Origin of the sequence: Prevotella jejuni (assembly GCF_900187995.1) — a bacterium.
Classification (GTDB): Bacteria; Bacteroidota; Bacteroidia; order Bacteroidales; family Bacteroidaceae; genus Prevotella; species Prevotella jejuni.
Genome location: NZ_FZNZ01000003.1, coordinates 1 through 15239, shown reverse-complemented (window position 1 = coordinate 15239; position 15239 = coordinate 1). Strand labels below are relative to the sequence as shown.

The 15239-nt window shown below is 42.5% G+C and carries 12 protein-coding genes; 9 read left to right on the top strand and 3 right to left on the bottom strand.

All coding sequences use genetic code 11. The features are described from left to right. Positions 1-339: 339 nt before the first annotated feature. A complete protein-coding gene (efp, locus tag CHB62_RS01375; protein ID WP_009012547.1) occupies positions 340-906 on the bottom strand; it encodes an elongation factor P in 567 nt (188 codons plus the stop codon). Between the two features lie 218 nt (positions 907-1124). Here efp and rpmH point away from each other — a divergent pair, with 218 nt between their 5' ends. The 4 genes from rpmH to CHB62_RS01355 all read left to right on the top strand — a co-directional run bounded on the left by rpmH (position 1125) and on the right by CHB62_RS01355 (position 4686). Then, a complete protein-coding gene (gene rpmH, locus CHB62_RS01370) occupies positions 1125-1280 on the top strand; it encodes a 50S ribosomal protein L34 (protein ID WP_004361653.1) in 156 nt (51 codons plus the stop codon). Between the two features lie 349 nt (positions 1281-1629). Continuing rightward, positions 1630-2409 (top strand): PASTA domain-containing protein, encoded by a 780-nt coding sequence (locus tag CHB62_RS01365; protein ID WP_089365385.1) that lies wholly within the window; start codon positions 1630-1632, stop codon positions 2407-2409. Positions 2410-2415: 6 nt separating this feature from the next. Further along, positions 2416-3516, top strand: coding sequence for an RluA family pseudouridine synthase (locus tag CHB62_RS01360; protein ID WP_089365384.1), 1101 nt, complete (start codon positions 2416-2418; stop codon positions 3514-3516). Between the two features lie 174 nt (positions 3517-3690). Next, positions 3691-4686 carry a D-alanine--D-alanine ligase gene (locus CHB62_RS01355; protein ID WP_089365383.1) on the top strand — a complete coding sequence of 332 codons (996 nt, stop codon included), beginning with the start codon at positions 3691-3693 and terminating at the stop codon, positions 4684-4686. Between the two features lie 145 nt (positions 4687-4831). Here CHB62_RS01355 and CHB62_RS01350 read toward each other — a convergent pair whose 3' ends face one another. Beyond that, on the bottom strand, positions 4832-5791 hold the full coding sequence (locus CHB62_RS01350; protein WP_089365382.1) for a M48 family metallopeptidase: 960 nt from the start codon (positions 5789-5791) through the stop codon (positions 4832-4834). Positions 5792-6594: 803 nt separating this feature from the next. Beyond that, on the bottom strand, positions 6595-7323 hold the full coding sequence (locus CHB62_RS01345; protein WP_089365381.1) for a Bax inhibitor-1/YccA family protein: 729 nt from the start codon (positions 7321-7323) through the stop codon (positions 6595-6597). A gap of 382 nt (positions 7324-7705) precedes the next feature. Between CHB62_RS01345 and pflB the strand changes: the two genes are divergently transcribed. The 5 genes from pflB to CHB62_RS01320 all read left to right on the top strand — a co-directional run bounded on the left by pflB (position 7706) and on the right by CHB62_RS01320 (position 14546). Further along, a complete protein-coding gene (pflB, locus tag CHB62_RS01340) occupies positions 7706-9952 on the top strand; it encodes a formate C-acetyltransferase (RefSeq protein ID WP_009012539.1) in 2247 nt (748 codons plus the stop codon). Beyond that, the gene (gene pflA / locus CHB62_RS01335; RefSeq protein WP_167386060.1) at positions 9939-10721 is read left to right on the top strand and encodes a pyruvate formate-lyase-activating protein; all 783 of its coding nucleotides are present in this window, start codon (positions 9939-9941) and stop codon (positions 10719-10721) included. The genes pflB and pflA overlap by 14 nt, the downstream gene beginning before the upstream one ends. Before the next feature lie 343 nt (positions 10722-11064). Next, a complete protein-coding gene (locus CHB62_RS01330; protein WP_089365379.1) occupies positions 11065-11541 on the top strand; it encodes an arginine repressor in 477 nt (158 codons plus the stop codon). Positions 11542-12184: 643 nt separating this feature from the next. Continuing rightward, the gene (locus tag CHB62_RS01325) at positions 12185-12739 is read left to right on the top strand and encodes a helix-turn-helix domain-containing protein (protein WP_089365378.1); all 555 of its coding nucleotides are present in this window, start codon (positions 12185-12187) and stop codon (positions 12737-12739) included. Between the two features lie 133 nt (positions 12740-12872). Then, positions 12873-14546: an AMP-binding protein gene (locus CHB62_RS01320; RefSeq protein WP_089365377.1), complete on the top strand. Its 1674-nt coding sequence runs from the start codon at positions 12873-12875 to the stop codon at positions 14544-14546. Positions 14547-15239 lie beyond the last annotated feature (693 nt).

Here is a 15239-nt window from a genome sequence, read left to right as displayed (position 1 = left end):
TTACAGTATTCTATCGTCAAGAATTGTGGAAAGTGAGGAATAAGATTTAGTGATAGGCTTTTAAGGAATGAGGATAGCAAGAAATCGGTTACAGTATTCTATCGCCAAGAATTGGGGAAAGTGAGGAATAAGATTTAGTGATAGGTTTTTAAGGAATGAGGAAAGCAAGAAATAGGTTACAGTATTCTATCGTTAAGAATTGAGGAAAGTAAGGAGTTAGATTTAGTGATAGGCTTTTAAGGAATGAAGGAAGCAAAAAAAATAGGATATGCCAGGCGTCTGACATATCCTATTCTATATGCTATTTGATGATAATATCTGTCTTCCGACAGGCAAGACTTAGGCGTTTACACGGCCCAAGTAGCTACCATCGCGAGTGTCAATCTGGATAACTTCACCCTCATTGATGAAGAGAGGAACACGAACAACAGCACCTGTCTCAAGCGTAGCAGGCTTTGTTGCGTTTGTAGCAGTGTTACCCTTAACGCCTGGCTCGCTGTGTGTGATAGTCAAGGTAGTCTTAACAGGCATCTCAGCGAGGAGGATAGTGCCGTCAGAAGTGTCTGTAACAACCTCTACAACGTCACCTTCTTTCATGTAGTCAGAACCAGTAATCTGGTGCTTAGGGATAGGAATCTGTTCGAAAGTCTCCTGATTCATGAAGATGTAACCCGTTGGATCCTGATAAAGATACTGGTAAGGGCGACGCTCAACACGTACATCTTCAAGTTTGAAACCTACCTGGAATGTACGCTCAAGCACACGGCCGTCTGATACATTCTTTAGTTTGGTAATCATAACAGTGTTTCCTTTACCTGGCTTGCGGTGCTGGAAGTCGATGCAAGTCCAAATTTTACCATCGAGACGGATACATGTTCCGATCTTGATTTCCTGTGAATTAATCATAATCTGTTAATATCTAATTTGTTATTTTTTATATGCTGTTATCTTGTAAATGCGGTGCAAAGTTACAGAAAATATAGAAAAAAACGTAAATAAAGGGCGTAAAAATCATCGTTTTCTTGGTTAATTCAAAAAGATTAAGTAATTTTGCAACCCATAATGGCAGGCTTTGTCCTGCCGTACTGATAATTTGCATAATAACAATAAAATAGGATAAGAAAATGAAAAGAACATTTCAGCCGCACAATCGTCGCCGTGTCAACAAGCATGGTTTCCGCGAGAGAATGGCAACAAAGAACGGTCGTCGCGTATTAGCTGCCCGTCGTGCCAAGGGTCGTAAGAAGTTAACTGTTTCTGACGAGCATCACGGAAAGTAAATGAGTACGCCTGTCCTTGATGAGGAAATAGGTGAAAACGGAAAGAAGTAGAGAGTATTCTTTGCTTCTTTCCGTTTTTTTATCTAACTTTGCCAGATAGAATTATGAGTTGACAAGTTGGTGAGTTGGTAGGTAGACAAGTTGACAGGTTGACGAGTAAACAGGTTATTTGAGAATACTGCGAGTTGACAAGTAAACGAATAAACAAGTTATTTGAGAATACTGCGAGTTGACAAGTAAACGAGTAAACAAGTTATTTGAGAATACTACGAGTTGACAAGTAAACGAGTAAACAAGTTATTTGAGAATACTACGAGTTGATTAGTTAGAAGAAAAAGAGACAAGTTGAATGACATCAAGAGAATTCTTCCACAAATTTAACAGCACATATATCTGGGGTAATATCCTTGCTATTGTCATCCTTGTGCTGATACTCTCGATAGGAGTCAGGTTTGGGCTTGACTACTATACACTCCATGGTGAGTCTATCGTCGTGCCGAATGTTATTCATAAGCAGTATGATGATGCTGTGGATATTATGGATAAAGTAGGACTGACAATCGAGGTTACGGATACAGGATATGTGAAGGAGCTTCCTGCTGATTGTATTCTTGAACAATCGCCAGCAGGTGGTAAGCGCGTTAAGTCTACCCATGTAATTTATGTAACGATTAATGCTGCGAGCGCTCCATCGCTTGTCATCCCTGATATTATTGATAATAACTCGCTTCGTGAGGCGCAGGCTCAGTTGCTCTCTATGGGCTTTAAGGTCGGTGAACCAGAATATATCCCAGGTGAGAAAGACTGGATTTATGGCATCTTAGTTAATGGTAAGCATGTACAAGCAGGCGATCGTGTTCCGTCTGATGCTGTGATTGTCTTGCAGGTGGGTGATGGTACACGTCAAATCTCTGATACAGCAGGACTGAATGAGCCTGAGTATGAAGACGTGGAAGTAGAGGAGAAGGTTCCTAAATACGATGAGGTAGAGGAATATGTAGAGGTGCCTGTTGATGAGAATGGCAACGAGATAAAAGATAGCCGTGGAAGGTCGGGCGCTAATAGTTCGGGTCCCTCTTCACAGTCGGGCTTACCTACCGACCCATCTTCGGTTAGATCAAAAGAGTAGTTTACGATGACAACAGAAGAAGAGATTGTTTTTGACGATGAGCTTAACGATGATCTCCTTCCTACTGAAGGCAGTGGAGAAGGGGAGGGAACATTGTATGAGCACTTCCGTGTCGTGGTAGACAAAGGGCAAGAGCCTGTCCGTATTGATAAGTTCCTCTTTGAACGGATGCAACACTCCAGTCGTAACCGTATTCAGAAGGCTGCTGATGCTGGGTATATCCATGTGAATAACGCACCAGTGAAGAGTAATTATAAGGTGCGTCCAGAGGATGTTATCACCTTAATGCTCGACCGTCCAAAGCATGATAATACGATAGAGGCAGAGGATATACCCTTAGATATTGTCTATGAGGACAATGTCTTGATGGTAGTAAACAAGCCGGCAGGTCTTGTCGTACATCCTGGAGCAGGCAACTTCCATGGTACATTGATCAACGCAGTGGCTTGGCATCTGCGGGATATGCCTTCCTTCGACCCTAATGACCCTGAGGTTGGGTTGGTACATAGAATAGACAAGGACACGAGTGGCCTTTTGGTGATTGCAAAGACGCCTGATGCGAAGACAGCCTTGGGTAAACAGTTCTTTAATAAGACAACCCATCGCAGCTATAATGCCCTTGTTTGGGGTAATCTGACAGATGATGAAGGGCGCATCGAAGGGAACATTGCGCGTGATCCGAAGGATAGATTGCGGATGACAGTATTCCCTCCTGATTCGGAGATCGGTAAGTCTGCTGTCACACATTATCGTGTCATTGAGCGTTTCGGCTATACAACACTTATCGAGTGTATCCTTGAAACGGGGCGTACACACCAGATTCGTGCACACATGAAACATATTGGTCATCCTTTGTTCGGGGACGAGCGTTATGGAGGAACGGAGATTCTGCGTGGGCAACGGTCGAGTTCTTATAAGGCGTTCATCCATAACTGTCTTGCTATCTGCGACCGACAAGCACTCCATGCACGGACATTAGGATTCGTTCATCCCGTTACGGGCGAGCAGATGGACTTTACGAGTGAACTTCCAAACGACCTTGCCACATTGATAGAGAAATGGAGAAGCTACGTTGGAGGCTTAGCAAGCAAACAAGCTGACGAGTAGTGAAATTGTGAGTTGATGGTTGGGTAAATCGCTTATTAGTAGGTTTTTAATTCGTCCATACCATTGACTATTCATAAAGATAGAAATAATAATAACCCAAATAAGCCCTACGAAGGGAATAAAAAATATCCTTCTCAGCAAGGGAAAAGAGGGAATAAAAATAAAAAAGGCACAATGAAAGAATTAAAGCGTACAATTGCTATCGTTTGTGGTGGCGACTCATCAGAGCATGATGTATCTATGCGTTCAGGACAAGGGTTATACTCTTTCTTTGATAAGGAGCGTTACAATATATATATAGTAGACGTAAGAGGTCTCGATTGGAATGTTGAATTGCCTGATGGAAATCTGGCTCCAATCGATAAGAACGACTTCTCTTTTGTCATGAACGGTAAGCGTACGGAGTTTGATTATGCTTATATTACAATTCATGGACAGCCTGGTGAGAACGGGGTAATGCAAGGCTATTTCGACCTTCTCCATCTTCCTTACTCAACAGGAGGTGTGTTGGTTGAGGCTTTGACCTTTGATAAATATGTTCTTAATAACTATCTACGCAACTTTGGGATAAAGGTAGCAGACAGCATCTTGCTCCGTCGTGGTGAAGAGTACGATGAGGCAGAGATAGAAAAGCGTCTTGGTATGCCTTGCTTCGTTAAGCCTTCTTCTGATGGAAGTAGCTTTGGTGTGTCAAAGGTGAAGAATATCGACCAGTTAGCACCAGCTCTTCGTGTTGCTTTTATGCAGAGTGATGAGGTGATGATAGAGGCTTTCATGGATGGAATGGAAATCTCTCAGGGTGTTTATAAGACTAAGAATAAGTCTGTTGTATTCCCTGCTACGGAGGTAGTAACCAGCAACGAGTTCTTTGACTACAATGCTAAGTATAACGGTCAGGTTGAGGAAATCACCCCAGCCCGTATGTCTGAGGAGACAGCTAAGCGTGTAGCAGCCGAGACCAGTCGCATCTATGACATCCTTCATGCCAATGGTATCATCCGTATTGACTATATCATTTCAAAGGATAAGGACGGTAATGATGTCATCAACATGCTCGAAATCAATACTACTCCTGGTATGACAGCTACCAGCTTCATCCCTCAACAGGTACGAGCAGCTGGTTTAGATATCAAGGATGTACTATCCGATATTGTTGAGAATCAGTTTTAGTGAAAGGATAGAGTTTATCTCTTTCAAGATAACATAAAGTAAGAGAGGGTATCAGATATGCCATTGTCCTTCCGACAGGCTTTCTGATACCCTCTCTTTTTCGTGTTTGTTCGTTGACAGGAAGTCACGAACAAACAGGTAATTATTATCTACGTCTGTGTGCAGGACGTGCAGGACGCTTGCCTACAGGGCGTTTGCCAGCTGGGCGCTTACCAACGGTTTGCTTTCTTGGAGTGCGGTTGCTGACCGTCTTCTCAGTTGTTTGCTGAGTCTGTGCAGGCTCTTCACGTACAATCTTCTCTGGCATCTTGTTCTCTGGACGGGTGAATCCATCTCTCTCAGCACGCTTACTCATAGTCTTGATACGTTTGTCGAGGTCTGGATGAGATGAGAACATGCGCTGCCATTTACTATCTTTTTGAACGCCAGCATCCTCTTCTAATTTCTTGAGACGCTCGAATGCAAGTGCCATAGCCCATGGGTTCTTATCGTTCTCCTTGAGGAAATCATAGCCGTAGGCGTCAGCCTTACTCTCTTGTTTCTGTGAATAGTTAGCTTGAAGGAGAGCCTCACCAAGGTCGCCAAGCTGTGACTGGCTAAGAGATGAAGCCACACCGTTGGTTGAAGAGATACCGTCTTTCAAGGCAGAGGTAAGCAAAGCTGTGCGGAATCGCTTCTTTGAGTCCTTGTGTGCGACGTGTCCAAGCTCATGTCCGATAACACCTAACAACTCATCATCGGTCATTGCGTCCATCAGAGAAGAGAAGACACGAACACTACCATCAGGACAAGCAAAGGCATTAACGTCTATAACATAGTACACCTTAAAGTTCAAAGGGATGCCTTCAACCGATGTCAGTCCCTTTGTCAGTCTATTCAGACGCTTCGTGTAAGGACTATTTGCGTCACAAACGTGGTTGTGCTCATCCATCCATTCAATATACTCTTTTACATACTTTGCCATGTCGGCATCTGTTAATGTGGCTGCTTTTAGCACTTTCGTAGCACCACCTGCTGCTTTACCAATGTTGAACTGTGCCATTGCAGGCATGGAACCTAATAAGAGTAGGGCACTAACGCATACGCTAAAGATACTTTTTTTCATACGATTTTAGTAATTAATAATATTTCTTATAAGTGCAAATGTATTGATTATTTTTTGATTACACAAGCTAAATTAGGGCTTTCTATTTTCTTTAAATTTTATTTAAAATTGGGTTAATGATGGGTCTCTTTTGATTAATATTTAGTGTGTTATTATGTATATAATTATTAAGAAAACTGCCTTCAACGTGTACTTGAAATAGTATTAACCCTGTGCTTGTTTGGTATATGTGGTCTCTTCCCATCTCTGTAAGCTGAAATACGGTTGCTATCTGCCGTTTTCATCATGTGTCCGGAGGCTTCGGACAATCTGTCCGAGGCCTCCGGACACTTTGTCCGAAGCGTTCGGACAAGTTGTCCGAGATGTTCGGATATTGATAGATGAGGGTAGGGAAGCCAGATGATGACCTAATACTAAGAGTGAGTAAGGCGTTATGAATAAACTCGTCTGGGGATGTTTTTATTTGTTATCCATAGTCTAAGCGTTCTGAAAAGGCATGCTCTCTTTCACATTTCATGTGTGATGAGAGTGGTCATTACTGATAACTCAATTTGCTAAAAACAATTTTTCCTGTCATATCTATCATCCTTTGTGGTCGTGTAAGTAGTTAGATAATAGGATAGTTACGCTAAATGTTAAATAAGACAGCAACTGAAAATAAAAATAATCTTGGTGTTTTTGCCTTATATCTATGGTCAAGAAATTAGGAGCTGATAGAAAACTCATGTCTTCTTTTACGTAGGACAATAAAAAAAGGACAGTCGTAATGCGGCTGTCCTTAGATGTTTATTTCTCTTGTCTGATTAGTTTCTGTTGTTACCGAAGAAACGGAGAAGATAGAGGAAGAGGTTGATGAAATCAAGGTAGAGGCTCAATGCACCAAGGAGTGCTATCTTCTGAGCACCCTCGTCAGCATCTGGTGCCATCTGAAGGTTGCGCTTAATCTTTTGAGCGTCCCATGCAGTAAGTCCTGTAAAGACAAGTACACCGATACCACTTACGATGAAATCGAACATTGCACTCTTTAGGAAGATGTTCACAAGACCTGCAATGATAAGACCGATAAGGGCCATGAAGAGGATACCACCCATCTTCGTCAAGTCCTTCTTAGTAGTAGAACCTATCAACGCCATTGCTCCGAAGGTTCCTGCTGTTACAAGGAATGTCTTCGTGATGGCCGCTGATGAGAAGGCTGCGAAAATCCATCCTAATGTGAGTCCATTGACAGTAGCAAAGATAATGAACCATATTGTTGCTGCTGTGAGAGACAGTTTGTCAATGCGTGAAGATAGATACCAGACGATACCAAACTCTACTAATGCCATGACAATCATAGCACCTCTACCCATGTAAAGGAACTGGATGAGCGCAGGAGAGTTCCCCGCGCCGTATGCTACGACGCCAGTGATAGCAAGCGCCATAGTCATCCATATATAAACCTTACGCATTAAGGAAGGGAAGACACGTGACATCTCTAAGTCACGCTCTTGTGTGTTTGTTACGTTAGTGAAATTGTCAAAGTTCATATTCATTCTTTTTAATTTGTTATCAATGGGTTATTGGCTCAAAAGAAATGTGCCATCTATGTTTGAATGTACAAATGTCATGCCATTCAAACGCAAAGATAATGGAAAGATTAGATACTGACAAATGTAGTACATGTTTTTTCATTTTTTTAGATATTATGGTTTTTGCTTTATATAATAAGGTGGGTTACGTGTTATTATCATTTTCGCTTCGACTTTACGAAAGGCATACCTACTTTTATGTATTTTATGTATAATAATGTGTTCAATTACTTGCTATTACGCTTTTTTTGCCTAACTTTGGTCACTGTAATACATAGTACTTTGTAAGTATGATGTGTTATAGCTAAAAGTATTAAATATTTCACAACGTAACAAACAGACATTTATGAAAAAAGCCTGGAGAGGATTCACTGGTACAAAGTGGCTCGACGAAGTCAATATGCGTCAGTTTATCCAAGATAATTACGAAAGTTATGATGGTGATGCTTCATTCCTTGAAGAACCTACAGCCGCAACAAACAAACTTTGGGGCATGCTCAAAGAGCTGCAAAAGCAGGAACGTGCTAAGAATGGTGTGTTAGACATGGAGACCGAGGTCGTTTCCAGTATGACTGCCTACGGCCCTGGCTACATCGGAGAAGGAACCAAGGATTTGGAGAAAATTGTTGGTTTACAAACTGATAAACCTCTGAAGCGTGCGTTTATGCCGTATGGTGGTATCAAGATGGCTGAGCAAGCTTGCACAACCTACGGTTATGAACCTTCTGAAAAGCTACATGAAATCTTCACAAAGTATTGTAAGACACATAACGATGGTGTCTTCGATGCTTATACAGACGAGATGAAACTTGTAAGACACAACCATATTCTTACAGGACTCCCTGATACCTACGGTCGTGGACGTATCGTTGGTGACTATCGTCGAGTTGCACTTTATGGTGTAGACTTCCTTATCAACGAGAAAGCAAAGGACCTTCGCAACTGTGGAGACGGTACGATGACCGAAGAGATAATCCGTTTACGTGAAGAGATCTCTATGCAGATAAAGGCTCTCAAGGAGATGAAGGAGATGGCAGCTATCTATGGTTATGACATTTCTGAGCCTGCTAACAATGCACATGAGGCTGTTCAGTGGCTTTACTTTGGCTATTTAGCAGCCATAAAGACCCAGAACGGTGCGGCGATGTCGGTGGGTCGCATCTCAACCTTCCTCGATATCTACATTCAACGAGACTTCAAAGAAGGCACACTAACGGAGAAAGAGGCACAAGAACTTATCGACCACTTGGTTATGAAGTTCCGTATGGTTAAGTTTGCACGTATTCCTTCATACAACCAGCTCTTCTCTGGCGACCCTGTATGGGCTACGCTCGAGGTGGCAGGATTAGGTATGGATGGCCGTTCTATGGTTACTAAGAATGACTTCCGCTTCCTTCATACACTTGAGAATATGGGTCCTTCACCAGAGCCTAACCTCACCGTGCTCTATAGCTCACGTCTTCCAAAGCATTTCAAGGACTATGCTGCAAAGATATCTATCTCTACCAGCTCTATACAATACGAGAATGATGACGTGATGCGACCAATCTGGGGCGACGACTACTCTATCTGTTGCTGTGTATCTGCTACCCAGACAGGTAAGGAGATGCAGTTCTTTGGTGCTCGTGCAAACCTCGCTAAATGTCTTACATACGCTATTAGTGGTGGCGTTGACAGTAAGACACGTGAGCAGTGTGGACCTGCTTACCGTCCAATAGAGGGTGATGTTGTTACCTACGAGGAGTTTATGCCTCGCTTCATGGATATGATGGAGTGGTTGGCGGGTGTCTATGTAAACACATTGAACCTCATTCATTACATGCACGATAAGTACTTCTATGAGGCTGCAGAGCTCGCTCTCATTGATACTGATGTACGTCGTACTTTCGCAACGGGTATTGCTGGCTTCAGTCATGTGGTCGACTCAATCTCGGCTATCAAGTATGCTAAGGTGAACATCATACGTGATGAGACTGGTTTCCCAATAGAGTATAAGACGGAGGGTGACTTCCCTCGTTATGGTAACGACGATGATCGTGCTGACGATATAGCTGTATGGTTGTTAAAGACCTTCATGGATATGATTCGTAAACACCACACCTATCGTCACTCTGAACCTACAACAAGTATCCTTACCATCACTTCAAACGTGGTATATGGTAAGTTTACAGGTAATATGCCAGATGGTCGTCCAGCTGGCGCACCGCTTGCGCCGGGTGCTAACCCGTCTTATGGCGCAGAGCAGAATGGCTTGTTAGCATCGTTGAACTCAACTGCCAAGCTCCCATACGAGTATGCGCTTGACGGTATCTCAAACACTCAGACGATTAGCCCAGACGCTCTTGGCCACAATGATGAGGAACGTGTCAACACGCTCGTGGGTGTTATGGATGGCTACTTCGACCGTGGTGCACACCATTTGAACGTGAACGTCTTTGGTGTAGACAAACTAATCGACTGTATGGAGCACCCTGAGAAGGAGGAGTATGCTAACTTTACCATCCGTGTGAGTGGCTACGCTGTGAAGTTCATCGACCTCACACGTGAGCAGCAGATGGACGTTATTGCTCGTCGAGCACATGGATCAATGTAAAGTGAATAGTCAACATATTGAATTATCGGATTTGCCGACATCCGAGACGATGCTGCGAGTGCACTCTGTAGAGTCGTTCGGGTCGGTTGATGGGCCTGGTATTCGTTTCGTCATCTTCCTTAAAGGATGTGCTATGCGGTGCCAGTACTGTCATAATCCAGACACATGGGACAGGGCGGGGGGTAACCTCCGCTCTGTTGATGATGTCCTTTCACAAGCACTTAGATACCGCAGCTATTGGGGTGAGAAGGGTGGCATCACGGTGAGTGGGGGTGAGGCGCTGCTACAGATACAGCCCTTGACCGAGCTATTCCATAAGGCTAAGGACTTAGGTATCAATACTTGTCTTGACACTTCTGCCCAACCTTTCAGCAGAAAGGATGGTCGTTTCTCGGCTTTTGAAGCATTAATGAAATATACCGACTTAGTCTTATTAGACATAAAGCATATTGACAATGATGCCCATAAACGGCTTACGGGGTGGGAGAATGAGAATATCTTAGATTGTGCACGTTATCTGTCGGATATTCATAAACCTGTGTGGATAAGACATGTCTTAGTCCCTGGTATTAATGACGATGATGAGTCGTTGCACAGACTTCGTTCTTTCATAGACACGTTAAGCAATGTGGAGCGTGTTGAGGTGCTGCCTTACCATGACTTGGGAGTCTATAAATGGGAGCAGTTGGGCATTCCTTATAAACTCACAGACGTGAAACCTCCTACGGAAGAGAGTGTTCTCCATGCACGTAAGATATTGACAGAATGACGGGGGGATATATATAATGGTGTAACAAGTGTCTTATAAGTAAGCTTCACATGGGGGTTACACAATTCCTCTGATGTTTTGTAGATACATGTTCCTCTGTTTTCTTGTCTCGTCACTGTGCTTTTAGATAGTCATAACAATAAGGTTAGCTTTAAGAGACGTAATGTGATAGGATGACTGATAGGTGGAGATAAGTTTGGAAGTATGTATGTTTTATTATTGAGTATTTATGCAACATGATGCGGTATAATAATACTCTTTCTTCTTAATTTATACGTTTTTATTTGCATATATCGGTGTAATTGCATACTTTTGCAGCCGAATTAGAATTTATATACGGGTTATGAAGGTAAAAAACAGCAGACTTGAAACATTGAAAATGCTTATTTCAAGTATGGAACTAAGTTCCCAAGAAGAAGTATTGAGGGTATTGGAACAAGAGGGATTTAAGCTGACGCAGGCTACGTTGAGTCGTGACCTAAAACAGTTGAAGGTGGCTAAGGCCGCTTCAATGAACGGTAAGTACGTTTATGTTCTACCAAATGAAACTATGTACCGACGGGTGACAACGCCTCGTAAGGCAACTGAGATGTTGCAGCGAAGTGGGTATATCTCGGTGAACATCTCTGGTCAGTTGGCTATTGTCAAGACGCGCCCTGGCTACGCCAGTGCTATTGCATACGATATTGATAACTTGGATTCTCCTTACATCTTAGGTTCTATTGCTGGCGATGATACCATCTTCATCGCTCTTCGTGAGGGTTCTACTCGTGGGCAAGTGCTGGATGCTTTGTCTTACGTAATCCCAGAGATAGGATAAGACGTAGGTAGTAATCAACTATATACGACGTTAGCTCGTTGCGTATTTCCTTTGAATAGGGCTTTACGCAACGAGCTTTATTTATGGCTTATCCTATCTTCTTAGTGGTAGCTTGGTCGCTACTCCATATTTCGGAGGACTTAGGTGAAGCGTAAAAAACTATTACAGTTGGTCTCGACAAGTATCTTCGAAATAGGAGTGTATTATCTCTTATAATAGAATCTGTAACCAACAAGTAATCAGTATGTTGTGAATAACGATATAGAAGACGCCCTTCTTGCTCCAAGAAAGGCGTCTTCTTGCTTCTTGAAGGGCATGTTCTTGGATGAAGAAGGGCATCTTCTTGTAACAAGTCAAGGCTCTCTTCGAATGGAGAAGGAAAAGTTCGCCAAAATATCTTTACAAATCATACGGGCATGTTTAGGGTTCTTCCTTCTTCTTTTATAAATATCCTCTATTTCTGTGTAGGCTTATTTAGCTTTGTCAGATTACGCTTTTAAGTTACTATTTATATGCACAAACATCCTACAAGTGTGTATAAATTTAATTATTTAATGCTTATTTTATCGAATACTTGTTACTTTTTAATGTCGATATGGTTTTATTTATTACTTTTGCGGAGAGTAAAGTAGTATGTTGAATTATGGAAGAAGCGATAAAGCAAATAGGCGAAAGATTAAAAGGGTTACGTGAATCTTTAGACCTCTCAGTACAGGAAATGGCAGAGACCTGCGGTGTCACGGAGGATAAATATCTAAAGATGGAAGCGGGTGAGAACGACTTGTCGGTTAGTAGACTGTATAAGTTGTCTCAAAAGTACGGTATTGCATTGGACGCTTTGATGTTTGGTGAGGAGCCACACATGTGTTCTTATTTCCTTACACGTAGGGGGAAAGGTATGAGCGTAGAGCGTAAGTTCGCATATAAATATCAGAGTTTAGCAAGCGGATTCAGTGGGCGTCGAGCCGACCCCTTCCTTGTGACGGTTGAGCCGAAGCCTGAAGATGCCCCTGTAAATATGGATATACACCCTGGACAAGAGTTCAATATGGTTTGGGAAGGCCGTATGGACCTGCGAATAGGGGATAAGAAATTTGTCTTAGAACCAGGCGATTGTATTTATTTTGATGCTAATCAGCCTCACTGTATGCGTGCTTTGGATAACGTGACGATGCGCTTCTTGGCAATTATATTTTAGGTTTTTAATTTACTCAATAACTCTAAGTAAACGATGGAATATCGTGAGACTTAGAGAAGGGTTTGGTCTTTTAATGTATATTTATGTGCTATAGAGTAGTCTATAGACCATGATTTTAATTCAATAGGATAAGATGATAGAAAGATATTTGACGCAAACACATTTCACGTCAGAGGCAGATTTTCGAGAACACTTGCATTTCAAAGTCCCTGAAACATTTAACTTTGCTTATGATGTCATGGACGAATGGGCGAAAGTGGCACCTGATAAGTTGGCTTTGTTGTGGACCAGTGAGCGTGGAGAGGAGCTGAAAGCTACGTATGCGGAGTTCAAAGAGCAGACCGATCAAGCTGCTGCTTATTTCCTAAGTCTTGGTATCCGACGTGGAGATAAGGTTATGCTGATTTTGAAACGCCATTATCAATGGTGGCTTTCAATGATGGCTTTGTGTAAGATAGGGGCTGTGGCTATCCCTGCAACCCACATGTTGACGGCAAGTGATATTGTCTATCGTAATCAACGTGCGTCGGTGAAGGCTATTATATGTGTCAATGATGAATACGTAACGACGCAGGTTCTGCAGGCTATGGCGGAGAGTCCAACAGTTGAAATGCTCGTTGCTGTTAACTCATTGGCTGAGAGAAATAAGCCTGTGGCTGAAGGCTTTCATGATTGGTTTGCCGAATTGGAGAAGGCACCGGCCTTTGTTCGTCCAGAGAAGGTAAACTCCAATGAAGACACGATGCTGATGTATTTCACAAGTGGTACCAGTGGAGAGCCGAAGATGGTGGCACATGATTATCTCTATGCACTGGGCCATCTTATTACGGGTGTCTTTTGGCATAACCTCGATGAGGATAGTGTCCATCTGACGGTGGCTGATACTGGTTGGGGAAAGGCTGTGTGGGGTAAGCTTTATGGGCAGTGGTTTGCCGGTGCAACGGTCTTTGTGTATGATCATGAGAAATTTACGGCTGAGAAGATTATGCGTATGATGGAGAAATATCACATTACATCGTTCTGTGCTCCACCTACTATCTATCGCTTTATGCTGCAAGAAGATTTCTCAAAATACGACCTCTCTTCGCTAAGATACTGTACTACGGCAGGAGAAGCACTTGAGCCTGTTGTGTTCCAAAAGTTCTTCGACCTCGTTGGAGTTAAAATGATGGAGGGATTTGGACAGACTGAAACAACGATGACTTTGGGTACTTTCCCTTGGGTTAAACCTAAACCTGGAAGTATGGGAAAGCCTAATCCTCAGTATGATATACAATTGTTGAGGCCTGACGGAACACCGTGTGAAGATGGTGAGAAGGGTGAGATATGTATCGATACCAGTGCAGGAAAACCGTTGGGGCTCTTTAAGGGTTATTATCGGGATACAGAACTGACGGAGAAGGTGTGGCATGATAATCTCTATCATACAGGCGATTTGGCTTGGCGTGATGAGGAAGGATACTTTTGGTTTGTAGGTCGTGCTGATGATGTCATTAAGAGCTCGGGCTATCGTATTGGTCCGTTTGAGGTAGAGAGTGCGTTAATGACGCATCCAGCGGTCGTTGAGTGTGCAGTTACGGGTGTACCTGATGAAATTCGTGGTATGGTTGTTAAGGCTACTGTTGTCCTTGCTAAGGAGTGGAAGGATAAGGATAAAGAGGCGCTCATAAAGGAGTTGCAGGGTCATGTTAAACGTGTGACTGCTCCTTATAAGTATCCGCGTATCATTGAATTTGTGGATGCTTTGCCTAAAACTATCTCTGGTAAGATTCGTCGTGTAGAGATTCGTGAGCGTGATAAGCAGTAGTCTTCTGCCTTCAGAGGACTGTAAACCGGTGTGCATCGGGTGGGTCGTTAGGCTAATCTCTGACTTTTTTTATTCAAAGATAGAGCCTCTGCCCCTTGTTGATACTGTTCCGTTGAATTTAAAGAGGCATGAGAATGATGTGTGATTGCTTTTATTACGGTTGTATGTTGCTTATATTATATAAGGTGTAAACCGATTATTAAGCTTCAAATTAGGCCTGAAAGAAGAAAAAGTGCACTTTTTTGAAACTTTTTCTTCAAAATGTTTGGAGGGTACGGAAATTCTGTATACCTTTGCACTCGCTTTACAAAACAAGCCTCCTGGCAAGTTAGTTAAAGCATAGAAGAAAGAGTTCTTTGAAAATATTTACATAAACAGAGAAGTAGTACAAGAAGCGTCTGTCTGACATTATTTGTCATTCAGATGGGTAAAAGAAACGAACCGATCAATTCATTGTTCCTGCTTTTGAGGCATCGCCTCAAAACAATTAAGGAATAAAAGAATAGGTGCTTTTTAACTTGATACTTTTAGGATAAGCGTTCTGAAACAGAGATTACTCGGTGAAGCGTTTGGGTTAACATGGTATCCATTATCATTTATCACCCATCACTTATCACCAAAACATATTTTACAATGGAGAGTTTGATCCTGGCTCAGGATGAACGCTAGCTACAGGCTTAACACATGCAAGTC

Bases quoted from the DNA above. Each gene is read 5' to 3' on its own strand.
- efp (WP_009012547.1), bottom strand. From the start codon at position 906: ATGATTAATTCACAGGAAATCAAGATCGGAACATGTATCCGTCTCGAT.
- rpmH (WP_004361653.1), top strand. From the start codon at position 1,125: ATGAAAAGAACATTTCAGCCGCACAATCGTCGCCGTGTCAACAAGCAT.
- CHB62_RS01365 (WP_089365385.1), top strand. From the start codon at position 1,630: ATGACATCAAGAGAATTCTTCCACAAATTTAACAGCACATATATCTGG.
- CHB62_RS01360 (WP_089365384.1), top strand. From the start codon at position 2,416: ATGACAACAGAAGAAGAGATTGTTTTTGACGATGAGCTTAACGATGAT.
- CHB62_RS01355 (WP_089365383.1), top strand. From the start codon at position 3,691: ATGAAAGAATTAAAGCGTACAATTGCTATCGTTTGTGGTGGCGACTCA.
- CHB62_RS01350 (WP_089365382.1), bottom strand. From the start codon at position 5,791: ATGAAAAAAAGTATCTTTAGCGTATGCGTTAGTGCCCTACTCTTATTA.
- CHB62_RS01345 (WP_089365381.1), bottom strand. From the start codon at position 7,323: ATGAATATGAACTTTGACAATTTCACTAACGTAACAAACACACAAGAG.
- pflB (WP_009012539.1), top strand. From the start codon at position 7,706: ATGAAAAAAGCCTGGAGAGGATTCACTGGTACAAAGTGGCTCGACGAA.
- pflA (WP_167386060.1), top strand. From the start codon at position 9,939: ATGGATCAATGTAAAGTGAATAGTCAACATATTGAATTATCGGATTTG.
- CHB62_RS01330 (WP_089365379.1), top strand. From the start codon at position 11,065: ATGAAGGTAAAAAACAGCAGACTTGAAACATTGAAAATGCTTATTTCA.
- CHB62_RS01325 (WP_089365378.1), top strand. From the start codon at position 12,185: ATGGAAGAAGCGATAAAGCAAATAGGCGAAAGATTAAAAGGGTTACGT.
- CHB62_RS01320 (WP_089365377.1), top strand. From the start codon at position 12,873: ATGATAGAAAGATATTTGACGCAAACACATTTCACGTCAGAGGCAGAT.